The 18,039-nt window shown below is 72.1% G+C and carries 14 protein-coding genes; 3 read left to right on the top strand and 11 right to left on the bottom strand.

What is annotated here, in order from left to right:
* Window positions 1-13: 13 nt before the first annotated feature.
* The gene (locus OG538_RS22690; protein WP_406096381.1) at window positions 14-1,000 is read left to right on the top strand and encodes an RDD family protein; all 987 of its coding nucleotides are present in this window, start codon (window positions 14-16) and stop codon (window positions 998-1,000) included.
* A 250-nt stretch (window positions 1,001-1,250) separates the two neighbouring features.
* Here OG538_RS22690 and OG538_RS22685 read toward each other — a convergent pair whose 3' ends face one another.
* The 8 genes from OG538_RS22685 to OG538_RS22650 form a co-directional block, all read right to left on the bottom strand.
* Window positions 1,251-1,862, bottom strand: a complete 612-nt coding sequence (locus OG538_RS22685; RefSeq protein ID WP_406096379.1) for a hypothetical protein — start codon at window positions 1,860-1,862, stop codon at window positions 1,251-1,253.
* A gap of 214 nt (window positions 1,863-2,076) precedes the next feature.
* Entirely contained in the window at window positions 2,077-3,534 is a 1,458-nt protein-coding gene (gene ahcY / locus OG538_RS22680; protein ID WP_406096377.1) for an adenosylhomocysteinase, read from the bottom strand.
* Window positions 3,535-3,785: 251 nt separating this feature from the next.
* Entirely contained in the window at window positions 3,786-4,820 is a 1,035-nt protein-coding gene (locus tag OG538_RS22675; protein ID WP_406096375.1) for a cation diffusion facilitator family transporter, read from the bottom strand.
* Window positions 4,821-4,908: 88 nt separating this feature from the next.
* On the bottom strand, window positions 4,909-6,111 hold the full coding sequence (gene manA, locus OG538_RS22670) for a mannose-6-phosphate isomerase, class I (RefSeq protein WP_406096373.1): 1,203 nt from the start codon (window positions 6,109-6,111) through the stop codon (window positions 4,909-4,911).
* Window positions 6,112-6,224: 113 nt separating this feature from the next.
* Window positions 6,225-7,361, bottom strand: a complete 1,137-nt coding sequence (locus OG538_RS22665) for an SIS domain-containing protein (protein ID WP_406096371.1) — start codon at window positions 7,359-7,361, stop codon at window positions 6,225-6,227.
* A 51-nt stretch (window positions 7,362-7,412) separates the two neighbouring features.
* On the bottom strand, window positions 7,413-7,595 hold the full coding sequence (locus OG538_RS22660) for a Trm112 family protein (RefSeq protein ID WP_148018973.1): 183 nt from the start codon (window positions 7,593-7,595) through the stop codon (window positions 7,413-7,415).
* 451 nt (window positions 7,596-8,046) lie between these two features.
* A complete protein-coding gene (locus OG538_RS22655) occupies window positions 8,047-9,420 on the bottom strand; it encodes a phosphomannomutase/phosphoglucomutase (RefSeq protein WP_406096369.1) in 1,374 nt (457 codons plus the stop codon).
* 84 nt (window positions 9,421-9,504) lie between these two features.
* Entirely contained in the window at window positions 9,505-9,882 is a 378-nt protein-coding gene (locus tag OG538_RS22650; RefSeq protein ID WP_406096367.1) for a DUF3499 domain-containing protein, read from the bottom strand.
* 346 nt (window positions 9,883-10,228) lie between these two features.
* Between OG538_RS22650 and OG538_RS22645 the strand changes: the two genes are divergently transcribed.
* The gene (locus tag OG538_RS22645) at window positions 10,229-10,657 is read left to right on the top strand and encodes a metallopeptidase family protein (RefSeq protein ID WP_406096364.1); all 429 of its coding nucleotides are present in this window, start codon (window positions 10,229-10,231) and stop codon (window positions 10,655-10,657) included.
* 69 nt (window positions 10,658-10,726) lie between these two features.
* Here the strand turns inward: OG538_RS22645 and OG538_RS22640 are convergent, their stop codons facing one another.
* The 3 genes from OG538_RS22640 to OG538_RS22630 form a co-directional block, all read right to left on the bottom strand.
* Window positions 10,727-12,256 carry a DUF5719 family protein gene (locus OG538_RS22640; protein ID WP_406096362.1) on the bottom strand — a complete coding sequence of 510 codons (1,530 nt, stop codon included), beginning with the start codon at window positions 12,254-12,256 and terminating at the stop codon, window positions 10,727-10,729.
* Window positions 12,253-16,164 (bottom strand): glycosyltransferase, encoded by a 3,912-nt coding sequence (locus OG538_RS22635; protein WP_406096360.1) that lies wholly within the window; start codon window positions 16,162-16,164, stop codon window positions 12,253-12,255. The genes OG538_RS22640 and OG538_RS22635 overlap by 4 nt, the downstream gene beginning before the upstream one ends.
* A 378-nt stretch (window positions 16,165-16,542) precedes the next feature.
* The gene (locus OG538_RS22630) at window positions 16,543-16,806 is read right to left on the bottom strand and encodes a WhiB family transcriptional regulator (RefSeq protein ID WP_018103995.1); all 264 of its coding nucleotides are present in this window, start codon (window positions 16,804-16,806) and stop codon (window positions 16,543-16,545) included.
* A 725-nt stretch (window positions 16,807-17,531) separates the two neighbouring features.
* Here OG538_RS22630 and OG538_RS22625 point away from each other — a divergent pair.
* Complete coding sequence (locus OG538_RS22625) at window positions 17,532-18,035, top strand: cysteine dioxygenase (RefSeq protein ID WP_406096357.1); 504 nt, start codon at window positions 17,532-17,534, stop codon at window positions 18,033-18,035.
* The last annotated feature ends 4 nt before the right edge of the window (window positions 18,036-18,039 follow it).

Below are 18,039 nucleotides of genomic sequence, written 5' to 3'. Positions count from 1 at the left end.
AGGGTGGGCGGCGATGAGTGAGCTCGTGACCGGGGACGCGGTCGTGCTGGGGTTGCGGCCGGCGAAATTGCCGAGCCGGGCACTGGCTCTGGCCATCGACCTCGTGGTGGTCGGGTCGGTTTTCGTGCTGGTGTCGATCGGATTGGCCATCGCGACGGCCTCGCTCGACGACGCGGCGGTGGCGGCGGTGACCGTGGCGACCTTCCTGCTGGTTCTGGTGGGAGCACCCATCGCGGTGGAGACGCTCAGCCACGGCCGTTCGCTCGGGAAGCTCGCGTGCGGGCTGCGGGTCGTACGGGACGACGGTGGGCCCATTCGGTTCCGGCATGCGCTGGTGCGGGGCGCGATGGGTGTGGTGGAGATCCTGGCGACGCTCGGTGTGGTCGCCTCCGTCGCGTCGCTGGTCTCGGCGCGGGGCCGGCGGCTCGGAGACGTCTTCGCGGGGACGCTCGTCGTACGGGAGAGGGTTCCGGCGGGCAGGACCGCGGCTGTTCCGCCTCCGCCGCCCTGGCTGGTCGGGCGGTTCGCGGGGCTGGACCTGTCGGCGGTTCCGGACGATCTGTGGCTCGCTGTGCGGCAGTACCTGACGCGGATGCACCAGCTGGACGCCGCAGTGGGACGGGCCATGGCGGAGCGGCTGGCCGGCGGACTTGCCGAGCGGACCGGGGTTCCCGCTCCGGTCGGTGTGCCTGCCGCAGCGTTCCTGGCCGCCGTGGTCAACGAACGGCAGGCTCGCGACGCGCGCCGGGCGTTCGCCGCCGCCCCGCACGCTGCCAAGGGTCCGGTTGACGCGAGGCCTCGGACGGGAAGGGGGGACGCGTTCGACGTGGGTGCGAACGCGCCGTGGAGTGCCGGGCCCGCCGCGGTTCAGGTGACCCACCCCGCCCCGCCGGCACGTCCCGCTGACGGGCAGGCAGCCCCTGCCGGACCGGTCGGCGCGGCCGATCCCGGTGCGGAGGCGGCGCGGCCGGCAGCCACCGGGTTCGCCCCGCCCGCCTGAAGCCGCTCGCTTGGAGCATGCCGGGCTCGATCAAGGGGCCCGACAGGACACCTGAGGGCTGTCCCGCACTGCCTGGTGGATCGGCGCGCGGCGCCGGATGCGCTGCAGCGCACCGCGGAGGGGCGGCCGCCTACCGGATGCACCGGGGTGTTCCGGCAACGCGGCGAGGGTGCCGTAGCCGGCGTCGTGCGCCCACCGGGGGTGCGGGACAGCCCTCAGGGCCTGCCCGACCTGATCCGCCGGCCACGCCCTATCGGTCGGAGGGTGGGGATCCCAGCTCTTCGAGCTCGACACCGGGAGCCGAGAGGACCACGTCGCCGGCGATGTGGACGGTGTGCTGTTCACCGGTGTCCAGGGCGCTGACCTCGTATGTGTCCACGGTCAGGGGGCCGTTGTCAGTGGGGTGCGCTTCACTGTTCACCAGGGCCCAGGACTGGTCGACGGTACGGGGGGCGAGCACCGGGTCCGTGAAGGTGACGACGCGGAGCCTGGTCGACGGGGAGGTGGGGGTGAGACGCAGCAGCCGTGCGGTGGCGATGAGGAACGCGGGGGACGTGCCACTGAAGGCATGGGCGCGGACATTGCCTTCGGTGGCATGAGTGCCGCTCGGGTCGGTGCGCACCCAGGTGACGCCTTCGAGGGCGGCGCCGCGGACCTGCCAGCTCGCGGTATGGAGTTCGAGACGAATGGGGCGGCCGAGCTCGTCGAGGGTGAGGTCCACGGATCCGAGGTGATCGCCGGACGGGGCGGTCGTCTGGGAGACATAGCGCCAGCCGGAGGGGCCTGGTGCGCAGTGGAAGTGCTCTTCGCCGAGGGGGGTGTGGTCGTGGAGATCGTGGAGCGAATATCGGCCGCGTGGCATGGGGGTCCTTCGGGTTCCTCGGGCTGTGCGGGTGCGGTACGGCGCAGGCCCCCGGCACGGGGGTGCGGGGGCCTGCGTTCGTAGCTGCTGCTTGGCACCGGGTCTGCGGACGCGCACGCGTCCGCAGACGCTGCGGGGTCTGCCGGCGGCCGGTCTTCACCACCCGGTGGTGGGGCGCCCGGTCACCGGCAGGCCGTCGCAGGTGGTGAAGGTGTCAGTAGCGGTAGTGGTCGGACTTGTACGGGCCATCGACCTCGACCCCGATGTAGGCGGCCTGCTCGGGGCGGAGCGTCGTGAGCTTCACGCCGAGCGCGGCGAGGTGGAGACGGGCGACCTTCTCGTCGAGGTGCTTGGGCAGCACGTAGACGTCGGTCGGGTAGTCCTCGGGCTTGGTGAACAGCTCGATCTGGGCCAGGGTCTGGTCCGCGAACGAGTTGGACATCACGAACGAGGGGTGGCCGGTGGCGTTGCCCAGGTTCAGCAGACGGCCCTCGGACAGCACGATGAGGACCTTGCCGTCGGGGAACGTCCAGGTGTGGACCTGCGGCTTGACCTCGTCCTTGACGATGCCGTCGATCTTGGCGAGGCCGGCCATGTCGATCTCGTTGTCGAAGTGGCCGATGTTGCCGACGATGGCCTGGTGCTTCATCTTGGCCATGTCGGCGGCCATGATGATGTCCTTGTTGCCGGTCGTGGTGACGAAGATGTCGGCCTGTGCGACGACGTCGTCGAGGGTGGCCACCTGGTAGCCGTCCATCGCCGCCTGCAGGGCGCAGATGGGGTCGATCTCGGTGATGATCACTCGGGCGCCCTGGCCGCGCAGGGACTCCGCGCAGCCCTTGCCGACGTCGCCGTAGCCGCAGACGACGGCGGTCTTGCCACCGATCAGGACGTCGGTGGCGCGGTTGATGCCGTCGATCAGCGAGTGGCGGCAGCCGTACTTGTTGTCGAACTTCGACTTGGTGACCGCGTCGTTGACGTTGATCGCCGGGAACAGGAGGGTGCCGTCGCGGTGCATCTCGTACAGCCGGTGCACGCCGGTCGTGGTCTCCTCCGTGACACCACGGATCTCGGAAGCCAGCTGCGTCCACTTCTGCGGGGACTCGCCGAGGGTGCGGTTCAGCAGCGTGAGGATGTACGCGTACTCCTCGCTGTCCGCGGTCGACGGGTCCGGGGCCGCGCCGGCCTTCTCGAACTCCACGCCCTTGTGGACGAGGAGGGTGGCGTCACCACCGTCGTCGAGGATCATGTTCGGACCGCCGGTGGGGGTGTTCGGCCAGGTCAGCGCCTGCTCCGTGCACCACCAGTACTCCTCCAGCGACTCGCCCTTCCAGGCGAAGACCGGGACGCCGGCGGGGGCTTCGGGGGTGCCGTTCGGACCCACAGCGATGGCCGCGGCGGCGTGGTCCTGGGTGGAGAAGATGTTGCAGGAGGCCCAGCGGACCTCGGCGCCGAGGGCGACCAGGGTCTCGATCAGCACGGCCGTCTGCACGGTCATGTGCAGCGAGCCGGTGATGCGGGCGCCGGCCAGCGGCTGCGTGGCGGCGTACTCCTTGCGGATGGACATCAGGCCGGGCATCTCGTGCTCGGCGAGGGTGATCTCCTTGCGGCCGAAGGCGGCGAGGGAGAGGTCGGCGACCTTGAAGTCCTGGCGATTGGCGACCGTCGTCATAACGGGCTGCTCCTCGTGATGGGTCGAGGGTGGGTAGGGCGGCTCTGCGGCACGCGGTGGGCACACGAATGCCCGGGCGGCTCGCAGCGCAGTCCGTCGGAGGCCCTCTCTCCCTCGGCCGGTCCGGCGTACGGACCGATCGACCGCCATCAGCAGCGACGTCTGACACTGCCACCGAATCTACACCGAACGGCCCAGCCGCTCCCAGTCCACCGGGTCCGGAAGCGGCCTCATCGGCGTATCGGGTGCGGTCAGTGGCCGGATTCCGTGGGGTCGGCCGGGGTGTCGGAGGCGTCGCCCGGGGTGTCGCCGGCCGTCGGCTCGGCCGGTGCTCCGCCCGGCCGTTTGGCCGGGTTGATGCCCGCCGCGGCCGCCGCCTCGTTGTAGATGTCCGGCTCCAGGTAGATGACACGCGCGATCGGCACCGCCTCGCGGATGCGGGACTCCGCGGCGTTGATGGCGTTGGCCACCTCGGTGGCGGTGTCGTCGTGCTGGACCGCGATCTTGGCGGCGACCAGCAGCTCCTCCGGGCCGAGGTGGAGCGTACGCATGTGGATGATGCCGGTGACGGTGTGGCCGTCGACGACCGCGGTCTTGATCTTCTCGACCTCATCGGTGCCGGCGGCCTCACCGAGCAGCAGGGACTTCGTCTCGGCCGCCAGGACGATCGCGATGGCGATCAGCAGGATGCCGATGCAGAGGGTGCCGATGCCGTCCCAGATCCCGTCGCCGGTGCCGATGGCCAGGCCGACGCCGGCGAGGGCCAGGACCAGACCGATGAGCGCGCCGAAGTCCTCCAGCAGGACGACGGGGAGTTCCGGGGCCTTCGCACGGCGGACGAACTGGGTCCAGGTGAGCGAGCCGCGGGTCTCGTTGGACTCCCTGATCGCCGTACGGAAGGAGAAGCCCTCGGCGATGATCGCGAAGACCAGAACACCCACCGGCCAGTACCAGGCCTCGATCTCGTGCGGGTGCTTGATCTTCTCGTAGCCCTCGTACACGGCGAACATGCCACCGACCGAGAACAGGACGATGGAGACGAGGAACGCGTAGATGTAGCGCTCGCGTCCGTACCCGAAGGGGTGTTGGGGGGTGGCCTCGCGCTGGGCCTTCTTGCCGCCGAGCAGCAACAGGCCCTGATTGCCCGAGTCGGCGAGCGAGTGGACGCTCTCCGCGAGCATCGACGACGAGCCACTGAACAGGAACGCCACGAATTTGGCCACTGCGATCGCGAGGTTGGCGCCGAGTGCCGCCACGATCGCCTTGGTTCCGCCTGACGCACTCATGGGTGCCTGGTGTCCCTTCTTCGGTGCTGCGGCTCCGGCGGCCGCGGTACGGCCGGACATTGTTGCAGTCGTTGGTGCGGACGGTACGTCAGGCCACCACAGTGGCACGGAACAAGGTGCCCGTACCGGACACTTCCGCCTTCTCCCCCGCCGGTACGAAGACCGATTCGCCCGGCCCGAGGACGAGCTCGCCGGCCTCGGGTGCGCCCGCCGTGCAGAGCAGGATCTGGGGCGTGTCCGCGGTCAGGTCGACCGGGGCCGCACCCGGTGAGAGGTCGAAGCGCGAGAGCCGGAATTCGTCGACCGGCGTCTCGTACAACTCCTCGCCGGACGGGGACGCCTCGGGGCGCAGGATTCCCGGCTCGGTCGCCTCGAAGCGGACGATGCGCAGGAGTTCTGGTACGTCGATGTGCTTCGGCGTCAGTCCACAACGCAGCACGTTGTCCGAGTTGGCCATGATTTCGACGCCGAGACCGGCGAGGTAGGCGTGCGGGACACCGGCGCCGAGGAACAGGGCCTCTCCGGGCTGGAGTTGCACGTAGTTCAGCAGCATGGCCGCGATGACCCCGGCGTCACCGGGAAAGTGGTGGGCGATGCGGGCATACGGGGCGTAGGTGCCGCCGATCCGTTCGGCGGCGGCCGCGGCGGCGGTCACCGTCTCCGCCATCTCGTCCGGGTCCGCGATGAGGATCGCCGTCAGGACCTCACGCAGGGCGGCCTCTTCCGGGCGGGCGCGCAGCAGATCGGCGTAGGGCTTGAGGGAGTCGACGCCCAGCCCTTCCATCGCCTCGGCCGCCTCGACGGGCCGGCGGAAGCCGCACAGGCCGTCGAAGGGGGTGAGCGCGCAGATCAGCTCGGGCTTGTGGTTGGCGTCCTTGTACGTGCGGTGCGCGGCGTCGATCGGCACGGACCGGCGCTCCTCGTCCGCGTAACCCCGCTGCGCCTGGGCGAGGTCGGGGTGGACCTGGAGGGAGAGGGGGGCGCCGGCGGCGAGGAGCTTGAGGAGGAACGGCAGACGGGGGCCGAACTTGTCGACGGCCGCCTGACCGAGTTCCCCGGCCGGGTCGGCGGCGATGACGTCGGTGAGGGCCTGTTCGGCGATGACTGCCGAGGGCGCGTCCGGGGCTTCGGGGGCGGAGCCGTGACGGGATATCCGGGAGGGCGCTCCGGGATGGGCACCCATCCACATCTCCGCCTGGGGCTCGCCGGTGGGGGCGATGCCCAGGAGGGCCGGGATGAGAGTGGTGGAGCCCCAGGCGTACGGGCGCACGGTGTTGGAGAGCCGGTCCATGGAATTCGTCCTCGTGCTGTGTGGGATGCGTGGGTCGTTACGGTGGTCTGCGTGGGCCTCGGCTGTGCGCGGGACACCGGGTTGCCGCGCGGGACGGGCCGCTGTCACAGGGTTCAGGCGCGGGCCGCTGAGGCGAGGGCCAGGTAGACGGCGGCGAAGTCGGTGACCGCGAGGAGTTCGGCGAGGGCTTCGAGCCTGCTGCCCTCCTCCGGTTCCAGCTCGCTGATGGCCGTGTCATGGCCCAGGGCCAGCTCGCGGGCCGCGGGAGCCGCGCTCAGGCCGCCGGTGGGCCGGTCGCGGAGCAGGACGACCCTGGCGTGAAGGGGCTCGGACTCCTCGACCCGGTCACGGAAGAAGTCGTCGGGGTCGGCCCCGGCGGCGAAGGCTCCGGCCAGCAGGCCGCCATGGGCGGGAAGCGCTTCGGGGAGTTCGGCCGCGAGGGCCGGGCGACCGGAGAGCTCGGCCAGGACCGCGGCGAACCTGCGCCCCACCGGGCCCGCGGCGTCGCCCTCCGTCCAGACGAGGGGCAGGCTGTCCGCGAGTTCGGCGGCCAGTGTCTTGGCGGGATTGCTGTACGTGGCGATGGCCGGCCCGCAGCGCTCCGCCGTGCGGTCCAGGCGGTCGGCTACGGATTGCAGCGCTTCGGCGGGTGCGGTGAGCAGGCCGACGCGGTCGAGCAGCGCGAGCAGGGGGGTGAACAACGCCCACAGGGTGCCGGGTCCCGCGGCCGAGGTCTCGGCGTCGTACTCGCCGTGCGGGGCGGAGGCCATCGGTACGACGAGTCCGTGCACGCCGTCGACCGCTTCGCGCAGGGGTGACTGCCGGGGCGCCACGGCCACGACGGTGCAGCCGCGGCGGTACGCCTGCTCCGCGAGGAGGGCCAGGCCCGGTTCGGAGCCGTCGGCCGTGGCGATGAGGAGCAGGTCGACGGAGCCGGCCCAGCCGGGCAGCGTCCATCGCATCGCGCCTGCGGCGGGGGCGACCCCGGTCGGGTGGATCCGGGTGACCGGGGCGGACGCCCCGGCCAGGGCCGCGATCAGGTCGGCGACCCCGGATGCGGCGGTGCCGGCGCCCGCGACGAGGACGGCGCGCGGGCGGCCCTCCGGGTTCAGCGCCGTGATCCCGGCCTCCGTCGCGTGGCGGGCGGCGGTACGGACCCGGGCCCCGGCTTCGGCGGCGCCGCGGAGCAGACCGCGGCGGTCGGCTCGGGCCAGGGCTTCCGGGGCATCGAGCAACGACTCGTCGAGCATGGGGACGGTCCTCCGATCACGTGCCGATCACCGTGCGGGGTGGGGGCCCTGTTACGCGGGGCGGCGGGCCTCGTCGACGAGGAGGACGGGGATGCCGTCCCGTACCGGATAGGCCAGGCCGCAGTCGGTTCCGGTGCAGATCAGTTCGGGGCTGTCGGCCGCCGACCGGTCGTCGAGGGGGGAGTGGCAGGCCGGGCAGGCCAGGATCTCCAGGAGGCCGGCTTCGAGCGGCATGGGTGGGTCCCTTCGGGCGGGCGGGCGAGCGGGGGCGGGACAGTGGTGCGGGTGTGGGCTGTGCGGTTGAGCTTGTTCGTGCTGCGTGCTGCGTGCCACGTGCTTGGCGCCTCGTGGATCGGGCGAGGTCAGCCTACCGCTGGGGTGGCGGGGGCGCGGCCTGGCCCGGCCGGGGCGGACGGTGCGGGCGTGGGGTGCGCCGTGTGGGGTGCACGCCCGCGTGGTGCGGCTGCGGCGGGCCTTGCCCCCTGCCCGCCCTTCCCGGAACCGGGGATCCGTCCCGGAGGCCGCGCATCGAACGCCGGCGAGGCCCGAAGGTACGCGGAGCCCAATCGGAGTGCCGAAGATGCGCCCGAGTCCGGTCGGTGCCCGGAAGTACGCCCGAGTCGAGAGACTCGGGGCCCGGGCGGCCGGCCTGTGCCCCAGTGCCCCAGTGCCCCTGGGTCCTGGGTCAGGCGGCCGGTGTGCGGATCAGAGTCAGGACCTCGTCCCGTACCGCCGTCATCGTCTCCTCGTCGCCTGCCTCGACGTTCAGACGCAGCAAGGGCTCCGTGTTGGAGGGCCGGAGGTTGAACCACCAGTCCCGGGACGTGACCGTGAGGCCGTCCAGTTCGTCGGTGGTCACGTTCTCGCGAGTGGCGAACGCTGCCCGTACCTCTTCGGTGCGGGCCTGCTGGTCGTCGACGGTGGAGTTGATCTCGCCCGAGTCGGTGTAGCGGTCGTACTGGGCCACCAGGGCCGAGAGGGGTTCCTCCTGGCCTCCGAGGGCGGCCAGGACGTGGAGGGCGGCGAGCATGCCCGTATCGGCGTTCCAGAAGTCGCGGAAGTAGTAGTGCGCGGAGTGCTCGCCGCCGAAGATCGCACCGTGTGCGGCCATCTCCGCCTTGATGAAGGAGTGACCGACCCGGGTGCGGACGGGGGTGCCGCCGTGTTCGCGTACGACCTCCGGGACCGAGAGGGAGGAGATCAGGTTGTGGATGACCGTGCCGCGGCCGCCGTTGCGGGCCAGTTCCCGGGCGGCGACCAGGGCCGTGATCGCCGATGGGGAGACACCCGCGCCCCGCTCGTCCACGACGAAGCAGCGGTCCGCGTCGCCGTCGAAGGCCAGGCCGAGATCGGCACCCTCGGCCAGCACCCGGGCCTGGAGGTCGACGATGTTCCTGGGGTCGAGGGGATTGGCCTCGTGGTTGGGGAACGTGCCGTCCAGTTCGAAGTACATCGGGACGAGTTCCAGCCGCAGGCCCGCGAAGACGGTCGGGACCGTGTGGCCGCCCATGCCGTTACCCGCGTCCACGACCACCTTCAGGGGGCGGATGCTCGACAGGTCGACCAGGGACAGCAGGTGGGCGGCGTAGTCCTTGAGCGTGTCGCGTTCGGTGAGGGTGCCGGGGGTGGTGGACGGCAGCGGTGCGCCGGTCTCCGACCACTTCTCGACCAGTGAACGGATCTCGGCGAGGCCGGTGTCCTGGCCCACCGGGGCCGCACCCGCGCGGCACATCTTGATGCCGTTGTACTGCGCCGGGTTGTGCGAGGCCGTGAACATCGCGCCGGGCAGGTCCAGTGACCCCGAGGCGTAGTACAGCTGGTCGGTCGAGCAGAGGCCGATCAGGGTGACGTCGGCTCCGCGGGCCGCCGCGCCCCGGGCGAAGGCTCCCGACAGGGCGGGGGACGTGGGACGCATGTCGTGGCCGACGACGATCGCTGCCGCCGACGTCACCTCGACGAAGGCCGCCCCGAACTGTTCGGCCAGTGCCTCGTCCCACTGGTCGGGGACGACTCCGCGCACGTCGTACGCCTTCACGAGCTGCGACAGATCTGCGGTCACGGGCCGGTCCTCCTGAGGTCTCTTCGGACCGCCAAACTACCCGGCGGTCCGATGCGCCTCATGCCCCGGGGAGGCGGTCCCCGCTCAGGAGTCGGGCGAGCGCAGCACGCGGAGGTGGCCCCTGCGGGCGACCTCCATCGGGTCGGCGGTGCGCGGACCGCCGCTCCTGGCCCCGTCCCCGCGGTCCGGCGGACGTGCGGCTTCCCGTACGGCGTTGGCCAGCGCTTCGAGGTCGTCACCGCTGGGGCGGGTGGGTGCGCAGGGATCGGAGAGCCGGACGACCTCCCAGCCGCGGGGCGCGGTCAGGCGCTCACTGTGCTCGGCACAGAGGTCGTAGCAGTGGGGCTCGGCGTAGGTGGCGAGCGGGCCGAGGACCGCAGTCGAGTCGGCATAGACGTACGTCAGTGTCGCGACGGCAGGGCGGCCGCACGCGGTGCGCGAACAGCGACGTACAGGGCTCACGATGTTGGACGGTACCGCACTCTTGAGCGGGCTGCGACGACTCTCCCCGGCTCACCCCACCGTGTCGCCCTGTGACCTCGGGAACAGCCGTCGGTCGGGCAACTCCTCTGACCTGCACGGGAGACGAGGGGGCCCGAGACCGACGGCATGAATTCCGGTCACCACTCGGCTCAAAAGCTGTCATACGACAGGGAATCAGCGATCAGGCGCGGGGCCTGAAACGGGCCGTCCCATGGCCGGATCGTTCAGTAACGGACAGCCCGGATCGTTCGGGTACGGACAGGCCCGGCGCCCTGCCGGACAGCCGCGGGCCGCTCACCCGGCGGAGGGCTACGCTGCGTCAGTGATGGACAGTCCCGTACCGCCCCGCCCGTCCGAGCCCCGACCGCGGCGCCGAGACCGACACGGCCGCGGCATGCGCGGGCCCGTCGCTCCTCCCCAGGTGCCGCTCTCGGCCAGCAGGGCCGACAGTTTCCGCGATCTCGTCCAGGATTCGGTCGAGCGGCTGGAGCGGCGCTGGCCGCAACTGGCCGAGGTCGACTTCGTGGTCCTCGACGTACCGGGGACCGTGGAGGAGACCGTGCCGCTGGGCAGCGCGATGTCCGCCGAGAAGGAGCGGCCCGCGCAGATCGTCGTCTACCGGCGCCCCGTCGAGATCCGCACCAAGAACCGTGACGAGCGTGCGCTGCTGGTGCACGAGGTCGTGGTCGAGCAGGTCGCGGAGCTCCTCGGACTCTCACCGGAGTCCGTCGACCCCCGGTACGGGCAGGAGTAGACGACCGCGTACCGGCGGGGGCGGGCCTGTTTCGCGGCCAGCCCCCGCGGTTCGGTCGTGGCAGCGCCGTCAGTCGTCCAGGACCGACAGATCCTGTTCGGCGGCCGGTACCTCGACCGTGCCGCGGTCGTCCGGCAGCGTCTGGACCGTGAACATCGGGATGCCGTCCATCGGGACCGCCAGTGTGCGGGCGGCGTGGACCGGGCCGCCCGACTGCGTCTCGACGGTCAGCGCGTACGTGCCTTTGAGACCGGCCGGCACGGGCGGGGTGACCGCGAGCGTCGTACCGGCGGCGACCTCGTACGTCTTGCTGACCGGGGTGCCGCCCTTGCTGCCCGCGGACGCGGTGACCTTGACGGTCCCGGCCGCGCCGGGCGCGGTGAGCGAGAGGACCGAACCCTTCGCCCGGTTGTCGGCGGCGGTCGCCTGCGCGCCCACCGGGCCGGTCGCCGGGATGTAGGCGACCTCCTGCTTGTCGCCCTTGCCGCGGACCACCCGCAGGGCGGCCACCACCGGGGTGGCCCTGCCGTCCTCGGCGGGGGTCAGCAGCAGGGAGCCCGCCTCACCTCTGGTCAGGTCCTTCAGGTCGACGCCGGCGGTCATCCGGGATTTGACGTGCAGGTCCTCGTGACCCGCGGGTGAGATCGCGCCCGTCTTGCCGAGGAGCTTCAGCGTGAGGTCGGCGTCGTCCTCGCCGGGGGCGAAGGCCACCAGCCGGACCGAGGTCGCGTCCGCCGGGATGCCCGGCAGGACCAGGGTGCCCGTCGGCTCCGTGGAGGCGGAGAGCCAGTCGCTGCCGCTCTCGCTGTCCGCGGCCCTGACGACCGCGCCGACGCGTCCGGTCCTGGTGGTGACGTGGACGGTCACATCGTCCGCGACCTTGCTGGTCAGCGTCGAGATGAGGACACGGACACCGGACCGGGCGGGCACCGTGATGCCCTCACCCACGTCCGACTTGAGGGTGCCGTCCGGACCGTACAGCTCGATGTCGGCGACGGCGGCGGTGTCGTCCGGGTTGGTGAGGTGGACGTAGTCCTCGCGGGACTTCGCCGTGCTCGCGGCCGGGAACCAGAAGTCGGTGTCGGGTGCGGTGCAGCTGACACCGAGCAGTCCGCGGGAGTCGCCCGCCTCGACCGTGGTGGTCTGCTGGGCACTCCAGCCGGGGGCCATCCGGCCGGTGGCGGTACCGACGAGGGCGGGAGCGTCCGCGCCGGAGACCTGGGCGGTGGCCGGCTTGCCGGGCTCCTTGAGGAGGACGACCGGCTTGTCCGGGTCCGCCTTCTTGGTCTTCTTGTCCTTGCCCTTTCCGGAGTCCTTCTCGTCCGCCTTGGCGGCCGTGGACGACAGGAGTTCGGCCGTGCCGGCCGGCTCCGCCGCGTCAGCGCTCTTCCCTGCCGGGGTGAAGGAGGTGTACTCCGTCTCCGCGAGGTCGGACAGACCGGGGGCCGGGCAGAGCAGGCTGGACCGCTCCACGGGCAGCCGTGCGGCCGGCTTGGCCGTCGTCGTCGCCCCGTCGTCCGGTGCGGTGACCGCGGCGAACCCGGTGACGGCTGCGAGGGCGACGGCCCCGGCGATGAGGGACAGGCTGGTGGACTTCACTCGGACTCGCCTCGCGATGCGTTACCGGTCGGCCATGGGTGCCGGCCCGGGGCGGGGTTCCCGTCGGGGTTCTCGTCGGGGTTCTCGTCGGGGTTCTGCGGGGCGTACGCGCCCTGGGTGCCGTACTGATCCGCGCCGTACTGGCCGGGAGCGTACTGGCCCTGGTCGTACTGGCCCGGGTCGTACGGGGCGTTGCCGTACTGGCCGGCGGCGTCGTACGACCCGTCGGCCTGCGGGGCGTTGCCGTACTGGTCCTGGGCGTACGGGGCGTACTCACCCTGCTGCTGCGGATATCCGTACGCGTCGTAACCGGGTGCGCCGTCCGGCTGCTGCTGGGCGCCGTACTGGCCGTCCTGGTACTGGCCCTCCTGGTACTGCGGGTAGCCGCCCTCCTGGTACTGCGAGCCGTCCCAGTCCCCGTACTGCTGCTGCGGCACCGCCGCGTACTGGCCGGTGTCCCCGTCGGCCTGCTGGGGGACGAAGACGTCCTGGCCGTCGTCCGCGTCGAGCGGCTCCGGCCCGGTGGTCTGCGGGCCCTCGGCCTGCGGGCCGGTCTGCTGGGCGGGGACGTACCCCGCCCGCTCCCCCGCGTCCGCGGACTCGCCGGCGTCGAAGCCCTCGCCGTCGTCGCCCTCGCCCTCCGCGAGCGCGGCCGCACGGAGCCTGCGGGCCCGCCGTCCCTCGCCGGCGACCGGTTCGGCGGGAACCGCCACGTCCTCCTCGGGCAGGTCGTCGTCGATCTCGCGGCGGCGGCCGGGCAGGGCCAGGACCAGCAGGACCACGGTGAGGGCGACCTGGACCCAGATCCACACGGAGTGCGTGAAGGGTGTCGCATACGTGAGGTCCAGGGTGCCGCCCTCGGCCGGCAGCTCGAAGCCCTGCGCCCAGCCGTCGACGGTCTTGCGGGTCAGCGTCCGTCCGTCGAGGCTGGCCTGCCAGCCGGCGTCGGCGGCGTCGGCGATCCGCAGCACACGGCCCGCCCTGCCCGCCGGGATCTTGGTGTGCGCCTCGACGGGCGCGGAACCCACCGGAAGCGGCTCGTCACCGGCGGCCGCCGGGATGATCATGATCCGGGCGACCTGGCGGTCCACCCGCCAGAGCGCACTGCCGTCCAGCTGGCTGAGCCGGCTGAGGCCCGGGGTCGCGTCGAGGACCCGGCTCATCTGCTTCGGGGCCCCGTCCCGGACGAGGACGTAGCGGATCGCGAAGCCGCTGAGCTGGCTGCCCTGGTCGGCGCCGGAGCCCGCGACCAGGTTGGCGACGACCTTGTCGAGGTGGCTGTTGCCACCGCCGGCGGCCGCCAGTTCGGCATCACCCAGCCGCGCACCGGAGCCACGGACCAGGGTGTACGCGACGGAGCCGGGCGAGGTACCGCCGAGCACCAGGGTGCGCGGCTGATCCCGGGTGCCGCTCTCCTCCGCGACGAACGCGGGCACCTGCACCGGGTCGCGGCGCTCCAGGGGCCCCGCCGCGCCGCCGATCATCCAGCCGACGGCGGCCAGCACGGGGGCGAGCATGGCGGCCAGCGCGATCAGGGCGGCGACCGGCTGACGCCAGCCGAAGCTCAGCTCGGCGACCCGGACGCGGGCCCCGTCCGCGCCGACCAGGGCGGCTGCGATGAGCGCGGCACCGTAGACGAGGGTGGCGGGTCCCGCCCAGGCGGAGCCGTTGGCCACCCCGGCGAAGGCCAGGGCGACCAAGGCGACGGCCCAGGCGCTGCGCACGGCGAACTGCCGCTCCCCGCGCAGCAGCGCGGCCAGAGCCGCGAGCACGATGCCGAGCAGCAGGACACCGCCGGCCGCCTTGGGCCCGCCGGGGCTGATGCCGAGGAGGTCGAGTGCGGAGGCGGAGCCCGAACCGGTCTCCAGCCCTGCTTCCTGCAGGAACGACGAGGGAGTCGTCAGCAGCGAGAGCGACCACGGCGCGAGGACCAGCAGCGGGGTGCCGACCGCGGCGAGGAAGCGGAGCCCGTAGGCCGTGATGTCGTTGCGGCGCAGCGCCAGCACCCCGATGCCGAGGACCACGGCGAGCGGCCAGACGATGGGGGTGAACGCCATCGCGAGCGTGAGCAGCAGGGTGTACGCCCAGGTGGCACGCCAGCTGCCGCGGACGTCGCCGCCGCCCCGCATGCCGTGCGCGGACACGGCCGTGCGGGCGATGAGCGGGAGCAGGACGGCGAGGACGGCGGTGCCCAGGCGGCCGGTCGCCAGGGCGCCGGTCGCCGCGGGCAGGAAGGCGTACGCGACGCTCGCCCAGGCCCGGAGCAGCCGGGAGGGGAGCAGCGGGCGGGAGACGAAGTAGGCGGTGAGTCCGGCGAGCGGGACCGAGCAGACCAGCAGCAGCGTGAGCGCGAAGCCGGTGGAGCCGAGGAACAGCGCGGACAGGGCCGAGATCACGGCCAGGTACGGGGGTGCGGTCTGGGTGCCGCCGGTGCCGACCGCGTGCCAGCCGTCCGCGTAGCGGGCCCACAGATCGGATACGTCGCCGGGTGCGGGCAGCAGGGCGCCGCCGGCGAGGGCTCCGCCTCCGAGGAGGCTGCGGCAGGCGACGAGGGAGACCAGGAGCAGGACGGCGAAGAGCACCGGGCCGGGCTTGCGCCCGACGCGCTTCAGCTTGGCGAACTGGTCGATCTCCAGGAAGTCGGCGTCGTCGCCGCCCGGTCCGGACTCGACGGCGCCGTGGCGCGAGCCGCCGGACTCGGCCTCCGCGCCGCCGCCGAAGTTCCCGGCGACCTGTTCGACGGTCGCGCGGACGGTGGCGCCTGGCGCGGGGAAGAGTCCGCGCAGTTCGGCCGGGTCGACGACCCCCTTGCCGCGGTCGCGTCGCGCGGTGAGGATCCGGCCGGGGCGCAGCAGGGTGCCGAGGAGACCGGTGACCTCGTCGACCGCCTGGCCGGGCACCTTGCCGACGAGGTAGGCGAGCGTGCGCAGCAGCGTGCCGACCAGGAGCCGGAGCAGCACCCAGGGCAGCCGTTTGCCGGGGGCGTTGACCAGCATGGTGTAGACGGCGCCGGCCTTGTCGACGCGGTGCGGGCTGGAGACCGAGCGGCCCGCGCAGTCGATGGGGCGGCGTTCGCGGGCGGACGCCTCGGCGTGCCGCAGGACGGCGTCGGGGGCGACCAGCACCCGGTGCCCGGCCATGTGCGCGCGCCAGCACAGATCGACGTCGTCACGCATCAGGGGCAGCCTGCGGTCGAAGCCGCCGAGTTCCTCCCAGACGTCCCGGCGGATCAGCATCCCCGCGGTGGAGACGGACAGGACGGTACGGACCTGGTCGTGCTGCCCCTGGTCCTGCTCGCGCCGGTCCAGGCCGGTCCAGCGGCGCCCGCTGTTGGCGATCGAGACGCCGACTTCGAGGAGCTGCCGACGGTCGTACCAGCCGCGGAGTTTGGGGCCGACGATCGCGGCGTGCTGGTCGTTGTCGACGACGCGCAGCATCTCTGCGAGGGCGTCGGGCTCGGGGGCGCAGTCGTCGTGGAGCAGCCAGAGCCACTGCACCGGTTCGCCGTGCGGCAGGTCCGGCAGGTCGTAGGCGTCGTCGCGCCAGGACCTGGTGACGGGGTCCCAGCCGCTCGGACGCTTCAGGTACGGCAGGTCGTCCGGGGTGAGGACGCCGGCGGTGCGGCTCGCCTCGTCGACGGCCGTGCCGAAGCTCGTACGCCGCGCGAGGTGCAGGACGCGGTCGGCGCCGAGCGCCTCGGTGACCAGTCGTGCGGAGTCGTCGGCGCTGCCGGTATCGGCGGCGACGACGTTCTGTACGGGGCGTTCCTGCCCGAGCAGTCCGGCCAGCGCGTCGGGCAACCAGCGTGCGCCGTCGTGGGAGACGAGCACGGCGGTGACGACATGCCGGGGGAACTCGGGGGCGGCGGCAGCCGCGTACGGCGCCGTTGCTTGGCTGTGCACGGACATCGAGGTACGGGCCCTCCGGCCGGGTCCGGGGGACGTCCCCCCGGGGGCTGCATCGGTGTACACGCGCGCCCTGTCGGGTCGTTGGCGCGTCTCGGACGGGGCCCCACACTAACGGTACGGATAACCGGGATGGCGCGGAGCGGTTCGACGAGGGCGGCGGCGCAGGGGTGGAGGGCGGTCGGCACACGGGTCCGGCACGCGCCGCGGCGGCCCTGGACCCACCCTGCCCGAGGAAGCCGTGGGTACGGCAACGGCCCGTCGCCTGCGGGCAGGGTGCAGGCGGCGGGCCATGGGCGACCGGTCCGGGGAGGGCTCGCTCCTCGGGTCCGGCTCATTGCGACCGGCCGGTGCGGCCGGGGACTGCTGGGAGGGTCCTGGTCAGACCGCGGCCTTTTTCAGGCGCCGTCGCTCACGCTCGGAGAGACCGCCCCAGATACCGAATCGCTCGTCCTTGGAAAGGGCGTACTCAAGGCATTCGGACCGGACTTCACAGGCGAGGCAGACCTTCTTGGCCTCGCGGGTCGATCCGCCCTTCTCGGGGAAGAAGGACTCGGGATCGGTCTGGGCGCACAGTGCGCGCTCCTGCCAGCCGAGTTCCTCGTCCGCGTCCTCGACCAGCAGTTGCTGGAACAGCTCGGTCATGTGCGCCCCTCGTCTGTCTCTTGCGTACTCGTGATGCGGCCGTTACCGAATCGGCCGAACGACACGAGTGAAATTACAAGTGTGTAGCTCCAGGCCAGTCAAGCTCAGATCTGCTATTGGGCCCGGTATTCACTCTGCGGAACCAAGCGTATGCGTAAAGTGTTCAAATCACCAAAAACCTGACATATGCCAAGTGCTTCGCCGTACCCGCACCTGCCCCGAGGAAGAACTCCCACGAGGGCGGACACGTTGCGATTCGATCACCGAAGCGATCAAGATCACAGTCGGGTCACAGGGGATGCGGCCGCGTTTGCCGCCGCGGTTGATGCGCCACCTGTCCGGAGCGAGGGGTGCATAAACCTTTCTCCGTATGGAGTAACCGGATGAGGTGAAACATTACCCCCATATCGGGCATTGGGTTGACAGTCGGAGGTTCTCCGGTTCTCCTTGTTGGCATGCCAGTGACCTCAGCGATGCACGCCACCCACATCCGTGGGTTCCGTAGCGCTGTTCAGGCTCGCTGTTGCTGTTCCAGCTGTCTCGGCTGTTGAAGCTCCCGCGGCTGTCGAAGCCCCCGCGCTCCAGTCCCTCACAGCTCCCACCGGACCTCCGGACCCTCCCCCGCACGCCCTGCGGCCTCTGCGGTCACCCGGTCCCCCCGGTCCTGCGACACCCCTGCATCCGCACTGCACGACTTGCACCCCTGCCGAGGAACCACCGCACCCATGAACAGCGACAGCGACCTCCAGATCGCCGGCGACCTCCTTGAGGTCCAGCACCTCCTGCGCCCCGCCCGTGAGCACCCCGCCACGGTGGCGGAATTCGTCGGGCTCGCCCGTGCCATCGCCGCCGACCGCTCCCAGTGGGCCCCGCTCGTCCAGTACGACACCACCACCCGCTGGTACCACCGGCTCCGCACCGGACCCGGCTACGAGGTCTGGCTGCTCAGCTGGGTCCCCGGCCAGGGCAGCGGCCTGCACGACCACGGCCTGTCCTCCGGCGTACTCACCGTGCTGGACGGCGAACTGACCGAGCGTACGGACCGCGGGAAGCGGACCCTGGACTCCGGTGCCCAGCGCGTCTTCGCCCCCGGCTACATCCACGAGGTGGTCAACGACTCCCTCGAACCGGCCGTCAGCCTGCACGTCTACTACCCGGGCCTGACCGACATGCCGATGCACACCTCACAGTGCGCGGCCCGGAGCGCCGAGACCCCCGCCACCGTCTGACGGC

This window comes from Streptomyces sp. NBC_01013, assembly GCF_045162765.1.
Lineage (GTDB): Bacteria > Actinomycetota > Actinomycetes > Streptomycetales > Streptomycetaceae > Streptomyces.
This window is presented reverse-complemented; position numbering and strand designations above follow the sequence as displayed.